The 23,189-nt window shown below is 40.0% G+C and carries 22 protein-coding genes; 12 read left to right on the top strand and 10 right to left on the bottom strand.

From position 1 onward, the window contains the following. Window positions 1-2 precede the first annotated feature (2 nt). On the top strand, window positions 3-1,073 hold the full coding sequence (locus RE471_RS05795) for a mandelate racemase/muconate lactonizing enzyme family protein (protein WP_309215743.1): 1,071 nt from the start codon (window positions 3-5) through the stop codon (window positions 1,071-1,073). Between the two features lie 178 nt (window positions 1,074-1,251). Here the strand turns inward: RE471_RS05795 and RE471_RS05790 are convergent, their stop codons facing one another. Together RE471_RS05790 and RE471_RS05785 are read right to left on the bottom strand one after the other, a co-directional pair. After that, the gene (locus RE471_RS05790; RefSeq protein WP_309213860.1) at window positions 1,252-2,670 is read right to left on the bottom strand and encodes an MFS transporter; all 1,419 of its coding nucleotides are present in this window, start codon (window positions 2,668-2,670) and stop codon (window positions 1,252-1,254) included. Window positions 2,671-2,853: 183 nt separating this feature from the next. Further along, on the bottom strand, window positions 2,854-3,864 hold the full coding sequence (locus tag RE471_RS05785) for an alcohol dehydrogenase catalytic domain-containing protein (RefSeq protein WP_309213859.1): 1,011 nt from the start codon (window positions 3,862-3,864) through the stop codon (window positions 2,854-2,856). Window positions 3,865-3,988: 124 nt separating this feature from the next. On the opposite strand from RE471_RS05785, the gene RE471_RS05780 reads away from it, so the two are divergent. Next, window positions 3,989-4,414: a MaoC/PaaZ C-terminal domain-containing protein gene (locus RE471_RS05780; RefSeq protein WP_309213858.1), complete on the top strand. Its 426-nt coding sequence runs from the start codon at window positions 3,989-3,991 to the stop codon at window positions 4,412-4,414. Here the strand turns inward: RE471_RS05780 and RE471_RS05775 are convergent, their stop codons facing one another. The 4 genes from RE471_RS05775 to RE471_RS05760 all read right to left on the bottom strand — a co-directional run bounded on the left by RE471_RS05775 (window position 4,415) and on the right by RE471_RS05760 (window position 8,460). Further along, entirely contained in the window at window positions 4,415-5,596 is a 1,182-nt protein-coding gene (locus RE471_RS05775) for a CoA transferase (RefSeq protein ID WP_309213857.1), read from the bottom strand. Window positions 5,597-5,661: 65 nt separating this feature from the next. Beyond that, entirely contained in the window at window positions 5,662-6,765 is a 1,104-nt protein-coding gene (locus tag RE471_RS05770) for a mandelate racemase/muconate lactonizing enzyme family protein (RefSeq protein ID WP_309213856.1), read from the bottom strand. A gap of 76 nt (window positions 6,766-6,841) precedes the next feature. Further along, window positions 6,842-7,531 carry a helix-turn-helix domain-containing protein gene (locus RE471_RS05765; protein ID WP_309213855.1) on the bottom strand — a complete coding sequence of 230 codons (690 nt, stop codon included), beginning with the start codon at window positions 7,529-7,531 and terminating at the stop codon, window positions 6,842-6,844. 56 nt (window positions 7,532-7,587) lie between these two features. Then, entirely contained in the window at window positions 7,588-8,460 is an 873-nt protein-coding gene (locus tag RE471_RS05760) for a dihydrodipicolinate synthase family protein (RefSeq protein ID WP_309213853.1), read from the bottom strand. Window positions 8,461-8,654: 194 nt separating this feature from the next. Here RE471_RS05760 and acnA point away from each other — a divergent pair, with 194 nt between their 5' ends. Then, on the top strand, window positions 8,655-11,168 hold the full coding sequence (gene acnA / locus RE471_RS05755; RefSeq protein ID WP_309213852.1) for an aconitate hydratase AcnA: 2,514 nt from the start codon (window positions 8,655-8,657) through the stop codon (window positions 11,166-11,168). Between the two features lie 6 nt (window positions 11,169-11,174). Here acnA and RE471_RS05750 read toward each other — a convergent pair whose 3' ends face one another. Both RE471_RS05750 and RE471_RS05745 read right to left on the bottom strand, forming a co-directional pair. Beyond that, on the bottom strand, window positions 11,175-11,651 hold the full coding sequence (locus RE471_RS05750) for a GNAT family N-acetyltransferase (protein ID WP_309213851.1): 477 nt from the start codon (window positions 11,649-11,651) through the stop codon (window positions 11,175-11,177). Beyond that, window positions 11,652-12,959 (bottom strand): NADP-dependent malic enzyme, encoded by a 1,308-nt coding sequence (locus RE471_RS05745; protein WP_309213850.1) that lies wholly within the window; start codon window positions 12,957-12,959, stop codon window positions 11,652-11,654. A 295-nt stretch (window positions 12,960-13,254) separates the two neighbouring features. On the opposite strand from RE471_RS05745, the gene RE471_RS05740 reads away from it, so the two are divergent. After that, window positions 13,255-14,145 carry a 2-hydroxyacid dehydrogenase gene (locus RE471_RS05740; protein ID WP_309213849.1) on the top strand — a complete coding sequence of 297 codons (891 nt, stop codon included), beginning with the start codon at window positions 13,255-13,257 and terminating at the stop codon, window positions 14,143-14,145. 59 nt (window positions 14,146-14,204) lie between these two features. Next, entirely contained in the window at window positions 14,205-15,518 is a 1,314-nt protein-coding gene (locus RE471_RS05735; protein ID WP_309213848.1) for a DEAD/DEAH box helicase, read from the top strand. Window positions 15,519-15,538: 20 nt separating this feature from the next. On the opposite strand, the gene RE471_RS05730 is transcribed toward RE471_RS05735, so the two are convergent. Both RE471_RS05730 and RE471_RS05725 read right to left on the bottom strand, forming a co-directional pair. Beyond that, a complete protein-coding gene (locus tag RE471_RS05730; protein ID WP_309213847.1) occupies window positions 15,539-15,853 on the bottom strand; it encodes a hypothetical protein in 315 nt (104 codons plus the stop codon). Window positions 15,854-16,044: 191 nt separating this feature from the next. Beyond that, window positions 16,045-16,881 carry an aldo/keto reductase gene (locus tag RE471_RS05725; protein ID WP_309213846.1) on the bottom strand — a complete coding sequence of 279 codons (837 nt, stop codon included), beginning with the start codon at window positions 16,879-16,881 and terminating at the stop codon, window positions 16,045-16,047. 143 nt (window positions 16,882-17,024) lie between these two features. Here RE471_RS05725 and RE471_RS05720 point away from each other — a divergent pair, with 143 nt between their 5' ends. The 7 genes from RE471_RS05720 to RE471_RS05690 all read left to right on the top strand — a co-directional run bounded on the left by RE471_RS05720 (window position 17,025) and on the right by RE471_RS05690 (window position 23,172). Then, window positions 17,025-17,246 (top strand): hypothetical protein, encoded by a 222-nt coding sequence (locus tag RE471_RS05720; RefSeq protein WP_309213845.1) that lies wholly within the window; start codon window positions 17,025-17,027, stop codon window positions 17,244-17,246. 5 nt (window positions 17,247-17,251) lie between these two features. Next, window positions 17,252-17,710 (top strand): PadR family transcriptional regulator, encoded by a 459-nt coding sequence (locus RE471_RS05715; protein WP_309213844.1) that lies wholly within the window; start codon window positions 17,252-17,254, stop codon window positions 17,708-17,710. Between the two features lie 198 nt (window positions 17,711-17,908). Next, on the top strand, window positions 17,909-19,009 hold the full coding sequence (sucC, locus tag RE471_RS05710; RefSeq protein ID WP_309213843.1) for an ADP-forming succinate--CoA ligase subunit beta: 1,101 nt from the start codon (window positions 17,909-17,911) through the stop codon (window positions 19,007-19,009). A gap of 1 nt (window position 19,010) precedes the next feature. Beyond that, complete coding sequence (sucD, locus tag RE471_RS05705) at window positions 19,011-19,865, top strand: succinate--CoA ligase subunit alpha (protein WP_309213842.1); 855 nt, start codon at window positions 19,011-19,013, stop codon at window positions 19,863-19,865. 45 nt (window positions 19,866-19,910) lie between these two features. Beyond that, window positions 19,911-20,195: a hypothetical protein gene (locus RE471_RS05700; protein ID WP_309213841.1), complete on the top strand. Its 285-nt coding sequence runs from the start codon at window positions 19,911-19,913 to the stop codon at window positions 20,193-20,195. A gap of 123 nt (window positions 20,196-20,318) precedes the next feature. Continuing rightward, window positions 20,319-22,217, top strand: coding sequence for a 2-oxoacid:ferredoxin oxidoreductase subunit alpha (locus tag RE471_RS05695; RefSeq protein WP_309213840.1), 1,899 nt, complete (start codon window positions 20,319-20,321; stop codon window positions 22,215-22,217). Between the two features lie 10 nt (window positions 22,218-22,227). Then, a complete protein-coding gene (locus tag RE471_RS05690; protein ID WP_309213838.1) occupies window positions 22,228-23,172 on the top strand; it encodes a 2-oxoacid:ferredoxin oxidoreductase subunit beta in 945 nt (314 codons plus the stop codon). Window positions 23,173-23,189 lie beyond the last annotated feature (17 nt).

Below are 23,189 nucleotides of genomic sequence, written 5' to 3'. Positions count from 1 at the left end.
ATATGGATTCTCAGCTTTTGAAGGTACCCACCGATAAGCATATTAGCGATTCCATTCATTCAACAGAATCTGTTGAAATAATAATATGCAGGATAATCACTGTGGATGGAATTGAGGGGACAGGCTTTACCTATACCATAGGTAACGGTGGAGCATCCATCAAGGCATTTCTTGATTGTTATGTTAAGAAAGTTATAATAGGTGAGGATAGTGGCGATATCAATGGTATCTGGAATAAAATATGGTGGATGTCACAGCCTGTTGGAAGAGGTGGAATAACAGAGCATGCTATTGCTGCCGTTGATATTGCTCTATGGGACATCAAATGCCTTGAGGCAGGGAAGCCATTATTCTGGATGCTTGGTGGTAATGGCAGGCCGGTAAAGCTTTACGAGACCAACTCCGGGTGGCTGCATTATACTCAGGAGGAACTGGTTGAATCAGCCAAACATGTAATGAAATCTGGATTTTATGGATTCAAAATTAAGGTAGGAAAGTCCATTGAAGAGGATATGCAGAGACTTAAAGCGGTAGTGGATGCCGTTGATGGAAAAATTTCTGTAATGGCAGATGCAAACCAGGCATGGCAGTATCCAGAGGGGCTCAGGAGATCACGGATGATGGAGAATATCGGGATTGCCTGGATCGAAGAGCCTTTTCCGGCGGATGACATTGGAGCATATCAAAAACTGTCCATAAACTCAGGAATTCCGGTGGCTGCAGGTGAAACAATTTTCACAAAATATGAATTTATGAGGTATATTGGCGCTGGCATATCCATAGCACAGCCAGACGTCTGCAGAACCGGAGGAATAACTGAATGGATCCAAATCTCCTCCCTGTGTATGGCGAATAATGTTAATATAGCACCCCATTTTATTATGCAGCTTCATGCACCACTGGTATCATCTATCCCTGAAGGCATCTATGTGGAGTATATTCCATGGATGGAAAAACTGTTTTCCGAAAAACCGAAAATAGAAAGTGGGATGATATATCCCTCTATGAAACCGGGAACAGGCGTAAAGTTCAGCAGAAAGGCATTAGAAGAGTACAATGCTGAATATATTTAAATGAAGAGGTTGTTTTGATTATTTTCCCATAAGCCATATGTTAATTCCATAATTTCTCCCACAGACCCTGTTTCATATATACTCTATTTTTAGCCTGATTTTATAATATTTGCAAATTAATTTTATAATATTTTAAAAAGTAAGTATGAGAAAAATATAAAAAATTTAACCGAAAAAATCAGGCATAGAGTTTATCCATTTCCTCAACTGGTACATCCTTGGTTTCTTTCAGCATGAATATTGTCCATATTAATGCACCCACTGATAGAAGTGAGTAGACAATCCATGCGCCTGTGAATCCAATTCTGCTGGACATGATAGGATATATGGTAACGTTTGCAAAATCCATAACCCAGATTGCTATGGCTATGATTCCTGCTATAAATCCCCTGGATTCACTTGTAGAACTTTCTCCCTGGAGTACCCAGGCAGTCATGCCTATGGATACAGAATATACAAAAGTATATATGTAAAGGAATATAAGGACTATGAGATATAGCTTGAATGCCCACAGTATGGCGGCTATAAACCCTGATATGATCATCCCGGTCCATGCTATTTCTGAAATTTTCTTTCTGCCCCATGTATCAATATGCGACCATCCGTAGAAACCGCCAACAGTAAGGGCAATCCCTATGGGAACCAGAGCTGCCATATCGTATATTTCTGAGGTAACCGGATTTACAACTGTTGGGAAAAGATGTATTGTACTGAGTATCTCCGGACCGAATATAAATGGTATGTCTATTCCGCAGAACATATCAAAGAACGCAAAACCAACTATAACTCCAACACCTTTCCATATAGACCTCGGTATTTTATATGACTTGATTTTTTCATTCCATTCATTTGAAGCCTCTGTTAACTCTTCCACGGTGGCCGATATTCCGAAGGTTTCAAGAACCTTTTTGGCTTTATCTATATTTTTATGAATGATTAGCCACCTGGGAGATTCAGGTATTTTGTACCTAAACACCAGACCAATAACTGCAGGAACTGCAGCCACATAAAATAGTATCCTCCATCCAACTGTGGCAACACCGGCCGGGTCTACTCCGTAAACAAGGATACCAATAAGGTAGGCCCCCAGAATGGCCATATTGATCATCATCTGCTGAAAACCTGTAAGCCTTCCACGGTCCTTTGCAGGAGCAAATTCCGAGATGAATGCTGTAGCAATGGCTGAGTCGGCACCTATTCCAACACCGATAATTAGCCTGCCAATCAAAAGAACCAGATAAGAGGTAGCAGATCCTGAAACCAGGGCCCCTACAATATAAATTCCCATATCAGCAAGAAGGAAAGCTTTTCTTCCACTTTTATCCGCAACAAAAGTCACAATAAGGGCCCCTACAGCACCTCCAAGGAACTCTGATGAGGCCTCAAGTCCAAGAAGTACCGGTATGTGTGATGTATATGGGAAAAACGGGATAACAAGGCCAATATTTGACTGGTCATATCCAAAAAGAAAACCTCCTATGGTAGCAAGCGCCACAAATGCCCAGTACATATTTCTAAGTTTAGCATCATCAAGTCTGCGCAAAATTTCATCGAGCTTGTACTTATATGTACCATTATTATTTATATGTTCGGTCATACACCATCAAATTTATAACTACAATCAGTATTTAAATATTATAATCAACATGTTGCTTATATAATAATTCCCAAATAGTTTTATAAAACATGTCTTTCAGGTCATTATATACTAAAAACATTATAGGTTAAACAAAAAATAAATGATATACAATTATACAATATATGATCTGATTGCAGGATTTCAGTTCAATTTTAACACTGCCCGTCCATTTATCTTTCCCTGCTTCAGATCCTGCAATGCGAGATTTGCATCCTCAAGGCGGTATTCTTTTGACTCTATCTTTATCCTGTTCTGAGATGCTATCTTGAGTACCTGGTCCATGTCATGCCTGCCTCCGATCTTTGTGCCTTTTAACCTGATTTCAGTGGTAAAATCATAGTCAATTTTTCCAAATACGCCCTGAACCATTACACCACTATCCTTTATCATCTTCATAGAATTCATTATTGCTTTATCATATGGAGCGAAGAGTATAAGGGAGTCCGCAGTTTTTCTGTATTTATCTGCGTTTGAAAAATCTCTGTCCATTAACAGGACATCATCGGCTCCCATTTTATATGCAAGTTCCTCATGGGCCTTCGATGTGGATACTGCAACAACTCTGCTCCCGTAAAGCTTTGCAAACTGTAGTACCAGATGCCCAACCCCACCAATGCCCACAACGTAGACTGTTTTATCCGGTGCGAGCTCTGCCTTTTCAGTAGCACAATATGCTGTTATTCCAGGACAGAACAATGGAGAATCTTTAATATAGTCTATATTTGAGGGGACCTTATTAACGTATCTGGAATCTGCAATCATCTGCTGTGAGTATCCACCATCTACAGTTTCACCGGTCCACTTTCCATATGGACACAGATACTCCCTTCCTGTTGTGCAGTAATCACATTTACCACATGCCTGGAAAAGCGGCTGGACACCTACAACATCACCCTTCTTTATGCCTTCCACAAGTTCACCCAGAGAGTGGACCCTTCCAATAATTTCATGCCCCGGGATTATTGGTTTTTTCCCTGGTAGTCCGTGGGATATCCAGTCCCCCTCTATCATATGAAGGTTGGAGTGGCAAACGCCGCATGATATATTATCTAGCAGTATCTCATAGCCCCCGGGTTCCCTAATTTCAACATCTTTATATTTCAGGATATTATCCTCCACCTTTCCGGTGTCATTCAAAACCATTGCTTTCATAATATAACAGGTACAAAACTTATAAAAAATTTTGTATGTACATGTTGTGCCCATGTCACTATTTTTCTATTTTACCTAATATTCCTGGAAGAAAATATTTAATAATAAATATATATATTATTTTATGGAATCCAAGACCATCATAACTCCTGGTAGAACTGTTACAGAATCTGAGATAGTGGAATTTGCTGGATTAAGCGGGGATTACCATCCGGCACATACAAATGAGTTATATGCAGCCAGAAAATCTATATCCGGAAGAAGGGTTGCCCATGGCCTCCTTATACTAAGCATATCTGAAGGCCTGTTTTTCAGGACAAACTATTTTGACTGGGAAAATGTACCACTAATGACCCTTGGTTTTGAGGATGTTAGGTTTCCAAACCCTACCTATATAGGGGATACAATACATTCTGAGCTGACACTGGAATCAGAAAGAGAAAGCAAAACACACCGGGGAATGAAAATTATGGTATTCAATGTAAAGGTATTGAAACAGGATGGCACTATAGTGTGCCAGTACAATCACCCCATAATTGCCAGGTTATGATTATATAACTCCACTCTTTCTCAGGTCAGATATTTGGTTCTCAGAAAGGTTCAGTATTTTTCTATATATCTCTATGTTATTATATCCCAGGGGAAGACCGGGTGTTACCACCCTTCCAGGAGTCTCAGACATTTTCAATGCTGACCCGATAGTTCTGAAATTCCCCACAATCGGATGCACTGTATCAACAATCATATTTCTTGCTCTCACCTGGGGGTCATCAGGGAGTTCCTCCAGTTTTCTAACCTTACATGCTGCCCCACCACATTCTACTACCAGATTAACAGCATATTCTGATGTATTTTTAATGCTCCACGATGAGATAATTTTATCCACAATCCCGGAATTTTTTGTCCTCTCCGGAAGATGCATTAATCTTTTATCCTCCAGATAATCCGATTCTCCAATCTTTTCAAGAAAATGCTTCCACTTGTCATCATCGCCAATAACTATAACCACCCAGCCGTCCTTAGTCCTGTACACGTTGTAGGGTGCCAGTACAGGTATTGCATTCCCCTGTTTTACAACGTTCCCAACCTGCATCTGGCTGTAAAGCCCTATCATGTAATTAACCGCAACATCAAACATTGCAATATCTATTCTCTGTCCATTTCCGGTCATATCCCTGTAATGAAGCGCCGCAAGTATGGAAAGTGCGGTGTAGGTGCCCGCCGAAATATCCATTATTGCCGGGGCTGCCCTTATTGGAGGATCACCGGGAAAACCGGTTAGATCCATCATGCCTGACATCGCCTGTATCGTTGTGTCATATGCCGCATCGTTAGTATAGGGCCCTGTATATCCAAAGCCGGTACTGGAAGCATATATTAAAGAGGGATTGTATTTCTTCTGGACTTCATAGCCAAGCCCCAGCCTGTCCATAACACCCGGCCTGAAGTTATCCAGAAAAACATCGCTATTTTTTATTAAATCAAGAAAAATTTCCTTTCCTCTTGTTGATTTGAGGTTCAATGTTATAAATTTTTTATTGGCATTATAGTTCATGAAAAATGTTGATTCTCCTTTTATGGTGGTTGAATTGTGCCTGTTCGGCTCCCCCTCAGGTGGCTCTACCTTTATGACCTCTGCACCGAGCTCTGCAAGAAGCCTTCCTGCAAATGGGCCATTGAGGTGAAAAGAACATTCTATTACGCGTATTCCGTCCAGAGCAGATGTTTCCATCTAAAATAAAAGTTATATTTATATATAATTATTTATGTCAACACGTTTGAACCCAGAATATTTCCCTATTTAACCAGGAATTTTTCTATGGCCTTCTCTGTGACCTCTGAACCGGCGCCTTTTATCTTATTTAGGTGGAAATACCCGTTTTCAGGTGTGACAGGATACCTCCACACGTCAGATAGCCAGTCAACGTGCTCCACTATTTTACCATTTGGAACAGAGGCCACAAGCTGCCCATGCAGGGGTTGCTGTATGTTGGTATGTGGATAAAGATTCAGGCCAAAGGCTTCAGAAAGGCTGGCGACCTTTAACCATTCTGTAATACCCCCGACCTTGGTAACATCAACCTGGATTATGTCTACTGCCCTAGCTACCATGTAATCCCGGAATGAATAAAGGTTCGTAATGGATTCCCCAAGGGCGATAGGGATAGTGGTTCTGCTTCTGAGTTCAGCATGTCCCCTTATATCGTCAGGATTCAATGGCTCCTCCAGCCAGTAAATATCGAATTTTTCCAGCTTTCTGGACATGTATACTGCAGTTTCAAGATCCCATTTAGTATTTGCGTCTATCATTAATTTTATATCATAACCGATAGCCTCCCTAACACTTTTTACCCGTTCATAATCGTCCATAGGGTCCCTGCTGCCTACCTTTAATTTGATTGATTTGTATCCACTGTTTTTTAGCCTGACTGCATTCTTCACGAGATCTTCTTTTGACCATGAAAGCCATCCCCCATCTGTATTGTATGCCTCTACCCTATCGCTTCCGGCACCCAGCACTTTATACAGTGGCATATCCTTTATCTTGCACATAATATCCCAGAGTGCAATGTCAACAAGTGAGGTTATATAAACACCGATGCCATTATACCCCAATCTTGGGTCCCAGCCAAAATTATGGGTTTCCATTAGTGAGTTTTCAACCTTCATGCGCATCAGTGGGTCCATACCTTTTAATCGAGGCCCGACATATTCATCAAACATCTTCTGTACAATGTCAAGGCCATCAGAGGTATGCCAGTTATAGCCATAGCCATCTATTCCTGCATCTGTGGAAATCCTTAGCACCAGTAGATTTATAGAGTCCACTGTGTACTGTGAGTCGTTTATTCTACTAACCGGTATATTCAGCAAAAATGTTTCAGCTTCAGTTATTTTCATAATATATTATAAATTGGTTATATATAACAGTATCATGCAACATGTTTACGGATCATTGTCCATTTTTAAACAGTATTCACAATTTTTCCTTTGCAGCGAACCTGTCTATATCCATATACTGGAGGTGGTTTGCAAGGTAATAGTTAAGTGTGTAAGTTTCAAATCTCTTAAATTTTCTTGAAAGGTTGGATTTTGAGGTTCCAAATATTCTGGCCAGTTCTCCAAGATTGATGTCCTTATTATTTGAATAATATCCATTCTCAATTGCATAGGTGAGTAGATGCACATTTGATATGAGATCTCCATCAATGAATGGATCGGGGAAATTTATATTTTCCAGCTCCTTAAAATATACAACATCTGCTATCTGCTCCAGATTCCTGGTTAAATCACCATCATTTTCATGCCATGAAAATATATCCCAGATTTCAAGCCCCCGGTAAAATACTTCTCTGTAGAAGGGCACATCATATTTTTCAATAAGAGCGGTAACAGAGTTTGTTAGATTATTTACAAATTTAACAATAAATACCCTGGATTTGCCATAGGATTCTATGTGCTCTATTTTTTTAACGGCAGTTTCTTCCTTCATTCGATTAAAAAACTCCTCCCAGTTGGTATGTTTTCCAAGTGGATAGAATGCAACAGTCCCTGTGATTTCATCACCGTGAGTTTTTTGGCCAAGAAGAAAACCGTAAATATTAGTACTTTTTGCAAGAACCTGAGACCAGCATTTTTTATGGTTCAATACTATGCGGATAAACATAAATTATAACATATAATTAAAAATATTTAAATATTCCTATCAAGATAAATGTATTTTTATAATTTGAAATTGTATTTTTCCATTAGGGTATTTATTTCATTTTTCAGCTGTAGCCTGTCGCCTTCAGACATTTTAAAGAAAGGCTCCCTGGGGCATCCTGCATCCACGCCGGTTATAATTTCAACCATATCATATATAGAAGATATTGTTCCGTATTTTCTCGATAGCCCCGATAATTCATTGAGGAGGAACTGGTACCTGTCACCCCTTTCGTTATCATAGTTTTCCTCTATGCCCTTTATAATTTTATAACCGTAGTTTCCTGCACCTGAAACATATCCATCCAGGTTAAGCCTGAAACCTGATAGAATGTACTGATCTGGACCTGTGTATACCTTGAAATTATCCACGTACATTTTTGTATTCAGGATATCATTCATGTCAAAGGTTGTTTCCTTGATTCCGATGACATTTCCGCCGGCTTTCTTTATATCATTAATAATATCATATGTAATATTATAACCTGTTGTATCGGGATAATTGTATATGATGGTTGGGTACTCGGAGGATATCTTCACATAGTATTTTACAAGCCACTCCCTTTTAAATCCTGTAAAATAGTACGGAGGAAGTGCAGCGACAGCGTGTATCTTCTTCTTTTTTGCTGCCCTTGCCATTTCCACAGAATCTTCCAGGTTTAGTGAACCTACCTGTAACATAATACTGTCCGGAATATTCGAAAACGCATCAAGGAGGTCAAGCTTTTCCTGGGTGGAAAGTGATGGACCTACACCTGTAGTTCCGGCAAGGAATAGATATTTCATCCCTCCCTTCAGAACATCGTTTCCATGGTCAACTGCAAGCTGTTTATCAACCCTGTTATTTGTAAACGGGGTAATCAATGGAATTATAGATTCAAGCTGTTTCATTATTAAGTAAATATTAATCTATATTTAAGTTTTGTACCGGACACGTTTAATTATATAATTGAAAGCCCCCATTCGAACGGAAGCCGAAGTTAATAATGGGTCCCGGGAAGCTCAAAGGCGTGCATAGGCATGTCAACTGCCTGTCAAATATTTCTATATAATAATGTTAAAATATTATCTTGGCTTTACAAATTATGAATGTAAAGAACAGCACCATTGAAATAAATGGCCGGAAACTCAAGTATTATCCACTATCCCAGCTTGCTGATAAGTACGACATTGACAATATGCCCTATTCTTTTAAAATTTTACTGGAAAATGTTTTAAGGAATTATGATGGGGTTGATATTGATGAAAGATCAATAGATAACATTGCAAAAATGAAAGCCGGTTCAGAAATGGCATTCAAACCATCAAGGGTTGTTTTCCAGGATTATACAGGGGTTCCCATTCTTGTGGACCTTGCAGCCATGAGGGAGTATTACCTGAAAATGAAGAGGAATCCTGAGGATGTGAACCCCGCTACAAAGTCTGACCTGGTCATTGACCACTCCATCATAGTTGATTCGTTCCGTGGCGATGAGCCGATTATTATCAACATGAAGGATGAGTTCTCAAGAAACGTGGAGAGATACGATTTCCTGAAATGGTCACAGCAATCCTTCAAAAATGTTAGGATAGTTCCCCCTGGACATGGGATAGTTCACCAGATTAATCTAGAATATTTATCATCTGTTGCAGTAGTAGACAATGGTGAGATATTCCCTGAGAGCCTTATAGGAGCTGATTCACATACAACCATGATAGGCGGCATAGGAGTACTGGGCTGGGGAGTTGGTGGTCTTGAGGCAGAAGCTTCTATGCTTAATGAGCCATATTTCATGACCGTTCCGGAAGTCATAGGAGTAAACCTTAAGGGAAAAATTCCCACAGGAGTAACCCCAACTGACGTTGTACTGTATATTACAAAAACACTCCGTGCCAGGAACGTTGTTGGGAAGTTCGTTGAATTTTACGGGAACCTCTCAGAATTGACTGCCCAGGACCGTGCAACCATTTCCAACATGGCGCCGGAATATGGGGCAACTATTGGATATTTCCCTGTAGACAGTGAGACACTGAAGTACCTGAAAGGAACAGCTAGGGATCCAGAGTCTGTTGAGAAATACTTTAAGGAACAGGGATTATTCTATAATGGCCCGAAGAAATACAGTGAAACTGTTGATATAGATCTCTCTGAAATCAAGAGTGCAGTGGCTGGCCCGAAAAATCCAGATGAACTGGTTAACATAGAGGATTTAAAGGGTAGAATAGACGAACTTATAAATGGTGGAAGTAACGGAAAGCTGGTAAAGAATGGATCTGTTGTTATGGCCGCCATAACAAGCTGTACAAATACCTCTGATCCATTTGTGCTTCTGGGAGCAGGCCTAATGGCCAAGAAGGCCGTTGAACATAACATCGTACCGGCACAGACAATAAAAACAAGCCTTGCACCTGGATCTAAGGTGGTAACAGAATATCTTGAAAAGGCAGGCCTGATGAAATACCTCAATAAGATTGGTTTTGAACTGGTAGGCTATGGATGCACCACATGCATAGGGAATGCCGGTCCACTAATACCTGAGGTTCAGGACGATATACTGAAATACGGTGTAAGAACATTCGCCGTGCTTAGTGGAAACAGGAATTTCGAGGGCAGGATAAATCCATACATTGCAGGTGCATTCCTCGCATCACCCATGCTAGTGGTGGCCTTTGCACTGGCAGGTACACTTGATATTGACCTGTCCAGAGACCCAATAGGCATGGATAAAAATAGGCCGGTATACCTAAAGGATATATGGCCCAGCACTGAGGAAATCAAGGAATATTTCCATCTGGCTATGGACCCGGATACATACAGGAAGGAGTACAGCGATGTATTCAGAGGTGATTCGAACTGGGAATCCATGAAATCCACAGGTGGGACCATATTTGATTTCAAGGATGATTCCTCCTACATAAAAATGCCCCCATGGATGTATATGGATCCTGTAAAAGACGTGAAAAATGGAAGAATACTGGCAATTTTCGGTGATAAAATTACAACAGATCATATATCGCCTGCAGGCCCCATAGCAAAAGATTCGGTAGCAGGGAAATACCTCACCTCGCTGGGTGTCACTGAACTGAATACATTCGGCGCCCGCCGTGGTAACCATGAAGTCATGCTCCGTGGAGGATTCTCCAATCCCAAGATAAGAAACCTAATGGTTGACCACACCGGTGGAGACACTGTATACTATCCTGATGGTACGGTAATGAGTTTCTACGATGCTGCCATGAAATACAAGGAAAATAATGTACCTCTTGTCATATTTGCAGGGAAACAGTACGGTTCAGGAAGTTCCAGGGACTGGGCAGCAAAGGTCACATCACTTCTGGGAGTCAAGGCCGTAATAGCAGAAAGCTTTGAGAGGATTCACAGGAGCAACCTTGTGGATATGGGCATAATTCCGATTCAGGTGGACAGCCTTCCACCACTGAAAGGAGATGAAACAGTAAACATAGAAGGAATTAGTGATATATCCATAGGAAAGGTTCTTAACATAAATATAAACGGCAAATCCATAAAGGGAAAGGCCCTGATAAATACAAATGCAGAGCTTAACTATGTTAAAACAGGAAATATCCTGAAATACATAGCCCTATCGGATAAAAAATAAAATTTTTTAGTTGATTTTAGAATAAATTTTTATTAATTCCTTGAAATCAATGCTCTCATAGAATTTTGAGGCAAGGAGGTTCAGTGACGGGAATTCTGCCGTTATCATTTTAATATTCCTTTCTGAAGCAAGTTCTCTCAACTTTTCCAGGAGCTTCATTCCGACACCCTTCCCACGGTATTCTGGTATGACATAGAATTCCCTTATCCTCGCCTCATATTTTGGATCATAATATATCCTGAAAATAACATCTGACATGATCATTCCCACCAGGCGCTTTCCGTCCTCTGCTACGAGGCCAATATGATTCTCCCTATCATCAATAATCCTTCCAAGCTTTTCTGAAATTTCCTTCTCATTTCCAATAGACACCTTTAAAAGTGGGTCAAATTCCTCATTTAAATGTTTTAATCTCAATAGCTGTTCCATTACACCGTCTATATCCTTTTTTTCCATTAATCTTATGTTAACCAAGCCGATCACCTACATGTCAAATAATTTGTTGTAAATATTTCTATTCTTTGTTATAATATCCGATGCTGTTCTATAGAATCCCTCGGTGGAATCAGATTTTCTTGCCAGGCCAGATTCTACGCATTTCCTTGCAACAACAGATGCAACCCGGGGGAAGAGGTCAAAGTCCTCCATGGATGGGACTATATGGTCCTCAGTAGGGTTTTCAACAAAATCTGCAATTGCCTGAGAGGCAGCAACCATGATCTGGAAATTCACACCCTTTGATCTTGCATCCAGTACTCCTCTAAAAACTCCGGGAAAAACCATGCTATTATTGATCTGATTCGGGAAATCTCCCCTTCCAGTTGCAACAATTTTCGCCCCTGAATTTTTGGCTTCTCCAGGCCATATCTCTGGTAATGGGTTTGCAAGTGCAAAAATTATGGCATCCCTGTTCATTGATTCTACCCATTCATTTTTGATGGTCCCGGGGATTGAAATTGAGGCAGATACAACAAGGTCCGCCCCCTTGAACGCATTTGCTGGTTCTCCCTGAACACGCTCTCCGTTGGTTTCCAGTGCAATCTTATATTTCCATGGGTTCTTGAACATTAAGGCATCGATATCCGCCCTTTCCGGCTCTATTATGCCCTTTGAATCTATTGCAATAATGTTTTCCTTTCTGAAGCCTGCAGCCTCGAACAGGTATATGGCTGCTATGTTAGCCGCGCCAGCGCCGTTGAAGACGATTTTTGCATCTTCTTTTTTCTTATTTACAAGCTTCAGTGCATTAATGGCACCTGCAAGTATTATAGAAGCGGTGCCAAGCTGATCATCATGCCATACAGGTATTTCCATAGATTTCTGCAGGCTTTCCAGAAGAAAAAAACACCTTGGCGACTGTATATCCTCCAGATTGTATCCACCAAAATAGGGCTGTATTGCCTTTGCAGTGGCTATGAATTCATCATTATTTTTTACAACCAGCGGCATGGGAATTGCATTTACGCCCCCAAGATAATTAAATAGAAGGGCCTTTCCTTCCATTACAGGTATGGCAGCCTCAGGACCAACATTTCCTATGCCAAGAACCCTTGTACCGTCGGTTAAAATTGCAACTGAGTTCCATTTGCCTGTTAGTTCATAAGCAAGTTCCTTGTCAGCCTCTATTTTCTTTGAAACTGCAGCAATGCCGGGAGTGTAAAGTGATGAAAAATCCTCAAGTCCAGTAATAGGAACCTTTGGAAGTGTCAGTATCTTGCCCTTGTATTTTTTTGAGATTTCTATTGCGTTTCTGTCGAAGTATTCTGTTCTCTCAGAATCTTTCATTATCATAAAATTATATAGAAGTTTATTATTAAAACTTTACGTATTAATTTGAATATGCATTACTGCAATCGCCGATATGCGGATCATAAATAATACTACTGTTACGCTTCAGCAGAGCCCTGTTATGTACTGCCATTATTGGTTGGGGGCTTTCTATTAAGAGCACCTTATAATATTAATGGTGCATCATTGAAGTTTTGCATTAATGGGGCCAGGAACAATTGTATAACAAATAACAGCTAGAACATGTTTATGCCTGCCCATAAAAAATCTTTTAATAGGATTTTAATATTCAACTGATATGAAAATAAGCTTGCAAGTTAACTTTTCCTCCATGTCAGTGCCGGATTCCCTTATAAAAGAACTTGAAAAGGAAACAGGATGTGAAATCACCAAAGGGTTCTCAGATGATGCTGAAATAGTGGTTTTCGCAGGAAAGCCTGAAGTGGGGAGAAACACAGTATTCATGCAGAGTGTGTCTGCCGGTGTTAACCATGTAAATTTTAAAGATATACCGGAAAACGTTACTGTATGCAGCAATGCAGATGCATGGTCAATTCCCGTAGCGGAGCATGCCTTTGCCCTTCTTTTATCCAAATACAAAAATATCTGCAAATCAAACTCATTGATTAGAAACGGCCAGTATGAAAGGGAACTTTCAGAGTCCCTTTACGGCAAGACCCTTGGAATTATGGGTTATGGCGGTATAGGCAGGGAAATGGCCAGAATAGCCAGTGTTTTCGGAATGAAATCAGTTGGATTCGGGAGAACAGAGCCCTCAGATAATAATCTAGACATCTTTACCACTGACAAACTATACATACCGGAAAATGCAGATATAATGGCAATAACACTTCCACTTAACAGGTATACAAATGGATTTATCGATTATGAACTGCTGAAAAAATTCCGGGGTAATATAATTTTGAATGTTGGAAGGGCTGAGGTTGTCAGGAGGGATGATATGCTGGATTACCTCTCTAAAAATCCTGACAAATGGTTCCTGACAGATGTGTGGTGGGGAGAACCGAAAATTGAGGGAAAGATACCGGATAACGTGATAGTCACACCACATGTCGCTGGACTGTCGAAAGATTATATGACTGTACCACTGAAGAAAGCTTTCCAGAATGTATCAGCATATTTAAACGGTAAGCCAAAAAATGTTGTCAATAGAAAGGACTACATATGAAATCTAACATAAAAAATCAGTATAATTAAGTATATATCTTAATATAATATATACTATCAGTGTTTAAATTGTCTAGTTTTGAGAATATGAATATATCAGCCAATCTGAAAAAATCATTAAGTTTAATGAAATTTACTGAGCCAACAGAAATACAGGACAAATCAATACCCGTTGTAATAAGCGGAAAAGATGTGATTATACGTTCTAAAACAGGTTCAGGGAAAACAGCAGCATATCTCCTGCCAGTATTAAATTCCATTGAATCAATGAAGGGAAGAAATGTTAAAGCCCTCATAGTTTTACCTACAAGAGAGCTTGCCCTGCAGACATACAGGGTCGCTACAAGGCTCGGAAAGATATCCGGGATAAAGTCCACAACAGTTTATGGAGGTGCCTCAATATCCAGGCAGGTGGAGCAGTTGCCGGGATCTGATATAGTTGTCGGTACACCAGGAAGGATACTTGACCTGCATAATCAGGGTTACCTTAAACTGGGCCATGTAAAATACCTGGTTCTCGATGAGGCCGACCTGATGCTGGACATGGGGTTCATAGATGATATAAAGAAAATCATATCCTTTGTTTCAGATGAACACCAGACCATACTCTTATCAGCAACTCTACCATCAGAGGTGAAAACCATAGCAAAGAATTTCATGAAGTCTCCTGAATTTGTAAGTGCCGGAGGGGAGGAGACAATACCGGATTCTATCAAGCATCTGTACACTATATCGGAAAAGTTTGATAAATTTTCAACGTTGATGTCATATATCCATAACTATGGCTCCAGGAAGGCCATAGTATTTGTCAAAACCCAGAGATCTGGAGACCTGCTGAATCTTATATTGTCAAGGTCAGGGTTCAACAATATACTGATACATGGGGGAATGAAGCAGCATGCCAGGGAGAGATCTATAAATGATTTCAGGCATATGGATTCTGGAATACTTGTAGCAACAAACGTGGCAGCACGTGGACTTGATATACCGAATATAACAGATATCATAAACTTTGATGCCCCTGACAGTACAGAGACATACGCCCATAGGGTTGGAAGATCAGGAAGAATGGGAAAGGACGGCAGGGCAATGACAATATTCGATGCCGACCAGCGTGGATTGATCCAGAGTATACAGAGAAGAAATAAAATAAAAATGGAAAAGATAGATGTTAACCTTGAAACAGAATACACGGATATAAATTACGGAAATCTTATTTCACAGTTCAGGGACAGTGAAGATAATGCGGGGGATTCAGTCTTTCATAGGAATTCAAGGCCATCTTACAATAAAAATAGGGGGTCTGGCCCACAAAACAGGAATAGAAGCAGGCCTCCAAGAAACGGAAGAAATTTCCATAGAAGAGAATATTAATCTTATTTCTATAAACAATTTTAATAAACTGATTTATCAGGTTCCTTTTCTATATTAATTTCTATTCTTTTCACCTCTCTCCATGAAAAATTTTTCTTGATTCTGGAGTTATTGGAATAATATGTGCCGGAGAAGAAGAGATTACCACGAGCGTTGTATTTAATTGAAAGTAAGGAAAGGGTCCTGTATTCTTCATTCCCGGTATATACATTTACTGGAAAATCATACAGGAATGCATATGCAAGTGTTTTTTTCATATCATCCATATCCATGGAAGAATCGTTGCTGGCCTCTGTTAGTCTTCCTCCAATAAATGATACCAATGCTATTATCATTTCTCTCTATTGTAATATCAAACCCTGTTATTTATATTTATTTTATAATTTTGTGTATATTTGCTATTGCTTCAAGACCACAAAGCTCTGTAAACGGAATAGGATATCAGGCTGTATCCAGGAAGCTTAAGTATCAACGAGATGGTAACTTCTAAGGATGTGTGTTAACATGATTAACAGAAAACATAATTTTATAACTTTTCCTCAAGATATTTTATATCCTCTTCTTTCAATATAATGTCAGCATATTTAGCATTCTGGGTAACGTGAGCCCTGTTGGAAGCTCTGGGTATCGGGAATACATTCTGATTTTTGCTGATTAGATAGGCCAGGGCTATATTTGCATTGGGTACGTCCCCCACTGTTTTTCTGACGTGGTCAAAATACTCATTGTACTGTTTCTGTGTGACCTTGCCATGGCCCAGTGGGAAATATGCCATTACTGCTATATGATTTTGTTCGCAGTATTTAATCAGGTCATTCTGGCTCTTTCTATGGAATATATTGTAATTTATCTGTATAGATGTTATTTCGTGCTTCGATAGAATTCCCTGCGCCCTTTTTAAGAGGTTAAGTGAAAAATTGCTAACCCCTATATACCTCATTTTGCCCTCATTTACCATTCTTTCCATGGCCCTCAGAGTTTTTTTAAGATCTATAGTGGGATTGAGAAAATGGATTTGATATAGATCAATATAATCTGTTTCAAGATTCTTCAGGCTTCTGTTAAGCGACTTCTCAAGAGATTTTGGGGACAGATGGGTGGGGAAAACCTTTGTTGCTATAAATAGTTCGTCGCGCCTAGACCCCTTGATTGCTGAGGCAATAATTTTTTCAGTCCTGTAAAGTTCTGCAGTATCTATGAGATTAATTCCAGAATCAATACCGGATTTTATCGCGTCTTCTTTCTGTTCTTTGCCAGCATATATCCCGAGATATGTTTTAAAAACCCACCTCATATCATAATATGTTCCCATACCGATACACGATGTTTTGAACGAAGTGTTACCGAACTCCCTGTAAATCATTACATTCCTAATATTGAATTACACTTATATAGATTGTGTTTTATAACATAGCCCTGGATAAATCCGATGAAGAATAAAGTTTAAATATCATAAAGTGATATCTATATTAGATATCAATAAGGGATATCTGGTGATTAAAATGTATGGAAGAAGGTATTCAGAAAGTAATGAATATAGTGAGAGAGATAGAAGAGGCTGCCAGAGAGGAAGGGAATATGGAGACATGGAATCCAGAAGAGGTTGCATGGGTATGGATAGATATCATGGTTCCCATGATCATATGCATGGACACTATGGATGTCATAATGAAGAACATCGCTTCAGGCATGAACAGCACCATGGATGCCATGGTGGCTATTAGGTGATTAACATGTTTGGACCAAAGGGTAGATACATGCATGGTGGAATGCATCATATGCAGGGCATGCGTGGATTCGGGCTTAAATACTGGATACTGGGGATAGCCTCTGAAAATGAAGTTACTGGAGCAGATATAGCTAACAGGATTGGTGAAATAACAAAGGGAAACTGGGTACCATCACCTGGAATAATATATCCCACTTTAACAGCATTATACAGTGAAAATTATCTAGAGCTCACTGAGAAAAATAACAAGAAATACTATAAAACTACTGAGGCTGGAAAGAAATTGCTGGATGATTCGTACTTTCCATGGGATGAAATATCTGGCAAAAAAAATGACCTTGATAATATCATAGCCCAGATGGAGAACTATTCACAGTATTTACTTGATAACCTTGAGAAACTCACTGATGCTGAAAAGGCAAAAATAAAAAATATCATAGGTAACCTCGGTAAAATAAATTAATCTAATTTATATTTTTTATTGTTTCGATCATTTAATTATTATGCCAGTAAGTTTGGCCACAATGCTTTAAATTTTTAACTGGAAACCGTGAGACTTACTATTTACCCGATACACAAATCCGCAGGGGAAATTCAAATCCAAAACTTATTCCCTAAAAAATAATATTAAATATGCTTTATTAATATATCAGGGATTGCAATGAACCTTTATGAATACATGGGGAAGGAAATATTCAGGAAGTACGGGATTCCTGTCCCTGATGGATATGTTATAGAAAATGTTGGAGAGCTGAAGAAATTTGAATACCCTGTGGCTATCAAGTCACAGATTTTGTCAGGAAAGCGCGGAAAGGCTGGAGGAATAAAATTTGCAAAGAACGCTGAGGATCTTAAGACCTATTCTGAACAGCTTTTGAACTCTACAATTAACAATCTTACTGTCAAGAAATTACTGATAGAGAGGATGCTAAACATTAAAAAGGAACTTTATCTCAGCATAACGCTGGACAGGGCAACAAAACAGCCAGTTATAATACTGTCAGCTGACGGTGGAATGGAAATAGAGAGCGTTCCTGAAGAAAATATACACAAGATATACATAGACCCTATGGTGGGATATTCAGATTATATAGCCAGGGAGGCCTTATCATACCTTCCCATTGAAAACAGGAAACAGTTCAGCAGCCTGCTTGAATCCCTATACAAAGCCTTTGTTGGAGAGGATGCACTTCTCACAGAGATTAACCCACTGGTTATAGATGGTGAAAACAATATTATAGCCGGGGATTCAAAGGTGATAATTGACGACAATGCACTTTACAGGCATAAGGATTATATGATAACCGATCCGGATAAGACGGAACTGGAAAACGAGGCAGCAACAAAGAGTTTTACATTCATAGAAATGGATGGGGATATCGGGGTAATAGCAAACGGAGCAGGATTGACCATGGCAACCATGGATGCCCTGACACTTCATAAATTGAAACCAAGAAATTTCCTCGACCTTGGTGGTACAGATAACATAGAAATTGTGGAGGATGCATTTTCATTCGTTATGAGGGCCAGGCCAAAACTTATATTTGTAAACATATTCGGCGGGGTTACAAAGGCGGATACTGTTGCCAACGGAATAGTATCATCAAAAAAGAAGTTTGACATAAAACAGCAGATTGTGGTCAGGCTCAGCGGCGTACATGAGGAGGAAGGCCAGAAGATACTGCTGGAAAGTGGCATAAAGGCATTCAACAACATGACAGATGCCGTGAAGGAATTATCAAAAATACAGGGGGTAGAATAAGATGGTTATAATTAGCAAGGAAACAAGGGTAATAGTCCAGGGAATGACAGGGCACCAGGGTACCTTCCATTCAGGAGAAATGATAAAGTTCGGTACAAATGTGGTAGCTGGGGTCTCTCCAGGCAAGGCAGGCACAAAGGTAAACGGCGTGGATGTGTACAACAATGTTATAGATACACTGCCTCTCAAACCTGATGCTTCCATGATATCTGTCCCTGCCCCATTCGTAAGGGATGCTGCCCTGGAGGCAATGGAAAATGGGATAAAACTTATATATATACTTACAGAGCACGTCCCTGTCCATGATACCATGGAACTTTATCACGAGGCAAGGAGAAAGGGAGTTTTTATGATAGGCCCTAACAGTCCAGGAATAACAGTTCCCGGACAGGCAAAGATAGGAATAATGCCCAACAACATATTCCGTGTTGGAGATGTGGCTGTGGCCTCCAGAAGTGGTACCCTTACATATGAAATAGTAAAGGCAGTCACAGATGCAGGATTCGGTGAAAGCACCGTCATAGGGTTGGGAGGAGACCCCATAGTTGGAACAACGTTTTCTGATATAATTAAAATATTCAACGATGATCCTCAGACAAAACAGATAGTGCTTGTGGGAGAAATCGGTGGAAATGAGGAGGAGAAGGCTGCGAAATATATCAAGGAGCATGTCAAAAAACCTGTCACAGGTTACATCACGGGAATAAGTGCACCACCGGGAAAGAAGATGGGGCATGCAGGAGCAATTATAGAAAAGGGGACAGGAACAGCAGAATCCAAGATAAAGGCATTCGAGGATGCAGGAATAAAGGTTGCCAGTTATCCTGATGATATTCCTGCACTTCTCAGAAAATAATTTTATAATATGTTATATTTATATATTTTGCTTTAATTTCATCTTATGAAACCTAATATAAGTCTTGAAAAATTACAGAACTATGTGGTGGAAAATTCATCATACCGGCTATATGTACATGGCAATGAATTTGACCTGCACTTCATTCCCAATACGCCTGAGGCGGAGGCACATTTCCCTGATGGAGAAAGTGTTGAGCATGTCATGTACGGATACATCAGCAATGGTGTGGCGTATTTTACTAAATTCGTAACAACATCCGCATTGGGCAAGACGGAAATAAACATAGGCGATGACGATCCTGTCATGGAATGGCTAAAATATATATAAAATATTCAATTTTTACATATGTATTACAGATTTTTGCACATAAAAATTCATGTATTTAAAATTTCATACTTATAATCCGATGGTAAAGTTTTTAAATTAAAATAGGCTTATCATACGGTAACAATGCAGGAAACTGATATCAATCTACTTGTGGGAGGTCCACAGGGCGGAGGAATAGATAGTGCTGCAAATATGATTAGCATGGCGTTTTCACTGGCCGGCTATAATATTTACGGAATAAGGGAATTCCATTCCAATATTAAGGGAAGACATAGCTATATACATTTTAGAATAATGCATGAGAGGCCAAAATCATTGAAATATCCGGTGGATATAATGGTGGCTTTGGACCCTGACACACTTTTCGAACATATGTTCGATGTGGCACAGGGATCCAAGGTTGTATATGATTCGGCTTTCAACACATTCAATCTGAAGAATGCAAGGATGATAACATCAGATACCATGACCAGGATCCAGGATGAACTTGCAGAGAGAAACCTTACATTTGATGTTAAGGGTGTTCTGGATTACTTCAAGAGTGCAGGAATCGATGTAATAGCCATACCATTTGATAAGCTTATAAATGAAAATGTGCACGATGGCCCGGCAAACCGGTATTACAATACACTGGGAGCAGGAACGACACTGGCACTTCTGGGGCTTGACGAGGATCATGCCGATGATGGAATTAAATTCGCATTCAAAAAGAAACCCAAGGTTATAGAATCCAATATAAAGGTTATAAAGGCAGCATATGACTATGTTAAAACATCACCTATCAAGGTTGCTACACTTCCGACATATCCAGCTACTCCGAGAATGCTTTTAACAGGAAATGATGCTACTGCCCTTGGAAAGCTTATGGGTGGCCTTAGATTCCAGACATACTATCCCATCACACCGGCAAGCGATGAGAGCACTCTTCTGGAAAGCCATGAAGAGATGAAATTCCTGAAAAATGCAGATGATGTAGTAAAGAAAGCAGGACTTGTGGTGGTACAGTGCGAGGATGAACTATCTGCAATAAACATGGCGAACGGAGCGGCACTTACGGGAACAAGAAGCGCAACAGCTACATCAGGACCCGGATTTTCATTAATGGCTGAGGGAATCGGTTATGCAGGCATGACAGAGATACCTGTTGTAATCACGTTCTACCAGAGAGGCGGCCCATCCACCGGCCTTCCAACCAGAAACGGCCAGGCCGATCTGCTATTCGCATTAAACACGGGCCATGGTGAATTTCCGAAGATGGTAATATCATCCGGAGATATGGAGGAATGCATATACGACGGAATGAAGTCACTTAATTACGCACAGAGATACCAGATGCCTGTAATACATCTAATAGATAAGACCCTGGCAAATACCATGGATCTTGTTCCTGAAATCGATGTGAAAAAGGTCAAGATAGTGAAATACAACGAAAATACCAATCATGAAAACTTCAAAAGGTACTCACTGGATACAGAAAATGGAATTTCCCCATACGGAGTATTCGGAAAGGATATATTCTGGATGACCGGTGACGAGCATGATGAGCTTGGGCACGTAACTGAAGACTCTGCCATGAGAGATAAAATGATGGAGAAAAGAATGCAGAAACTTGTAACGGCGGATAAGGAAATACCCTTAGAGGACAAGGCTGTACTATACGGAGATGAAAATGCAGATATAACATATGTTACATGGGGAAGCCAGAAGAGCCTGCTTCTTGATACAATAAGTGAACTGAAAAAACAGGGAATATCTGCAAATCTTCTGTATCTCAGAATGTTTGAGCCATTCCCATCTGAATATGTAGCAAAGGTTCTGAAAAACTCACATCTGATAATAGACGTTGAAAGCAATATGACCGGACAGGCAGCTAAGGTAATAAGAATGAATACAGGTGTTAATATAGAAAACTTCATCCTTAAATACAATGGAAGGCATATAACATTAGATGAGGTTTTGAGATCCACAAAGAATATAATGGAAAAGAAGACCGCCCTGGAAGTGCTCCAGGAAGGGTCATAAGGTGATAAAAATGCAAAAAGGAGTAGAAAATAAGGGCAAATACAATTTCAGGAACAATATAACAATTGACTGGTGCCCCGGATGTGGTGACTTCGGTATAGTGAGCGCAGTCACACAGGCACTTTCCAATATGAATATGGATCCTGACGATGTGGTTGCAGTATCAGGTATAGGTTGTTCAGGTAAAACCCCACATTATTTAAACATAGCAGGAGTGCATACACTTCATGGAAGGGCAATACCCTATGCAGTGGGAGTCAAACTCTCAAATCCCAATCTTAATGTACTGGTAATGGGAGGAGATGGAGATCTTCTCAGCATTGGAGCCGGTCATTTTGTGGGTGAGGGAAGAAGAAACTCCGGTGTAAAGGTAATACTTTACAATAATTCGGTTTACGGACTTACGAAGGGACAGGCGGCACCAACACTTCCACTGGGTGAGAAGGTTAAGAGCCTTGCCAGGCCCAATATAATGGGAAAGATAAATCCCATAACACTTGCAATGGCATCAGGATATTCATTTGTGGCCAGAGCTTTCTCATCTGAAATCAAGCAGCTTTCTTCCATAATAGAAAGGGCAATAAAGCACGAGGGTTCAGCAGTAATAGAAGTACTTCAGCCATGCCCCACCTATAACGATGTGAATACTCTGGATTGGTACAGGCAGCGTGTTTACAAGCTTGAGGATGACAAATCATGGGACCCTGTGGTAAATAAGAAAGAAGAGGATGAGGAAAAGTTCGACACGGGATACAGAAAATCACTGGAATGGGGAGATCATATACCGATTGGCATATTCTATGAAAACAATACAATTCCCAGTTACACAAACAGGCTTGCAGGCATAGTTCCGGACTATCTGAAATATCCTCCCGCACTGCAGGATGTATCCGACAAGGATGGGTACACAATAGTAGACCCGATTAAAACCTTTGAAGAGAAAGATATTGAATAATTTTTATTATTTTAATC

Origin of the sequence: Ferroplasma sp., from assembly GCF_031200575.1 — an archaeon.
Taxonomy (GTDB): Archaea; Thermoplasmatota; Thermoplasmata; order Thermoplasmatales; family Thermoplasmataceae; genus Ferroplasma.
This window is presented reverse-complemented; position numbering and strand designations above follow the sequence as displayed.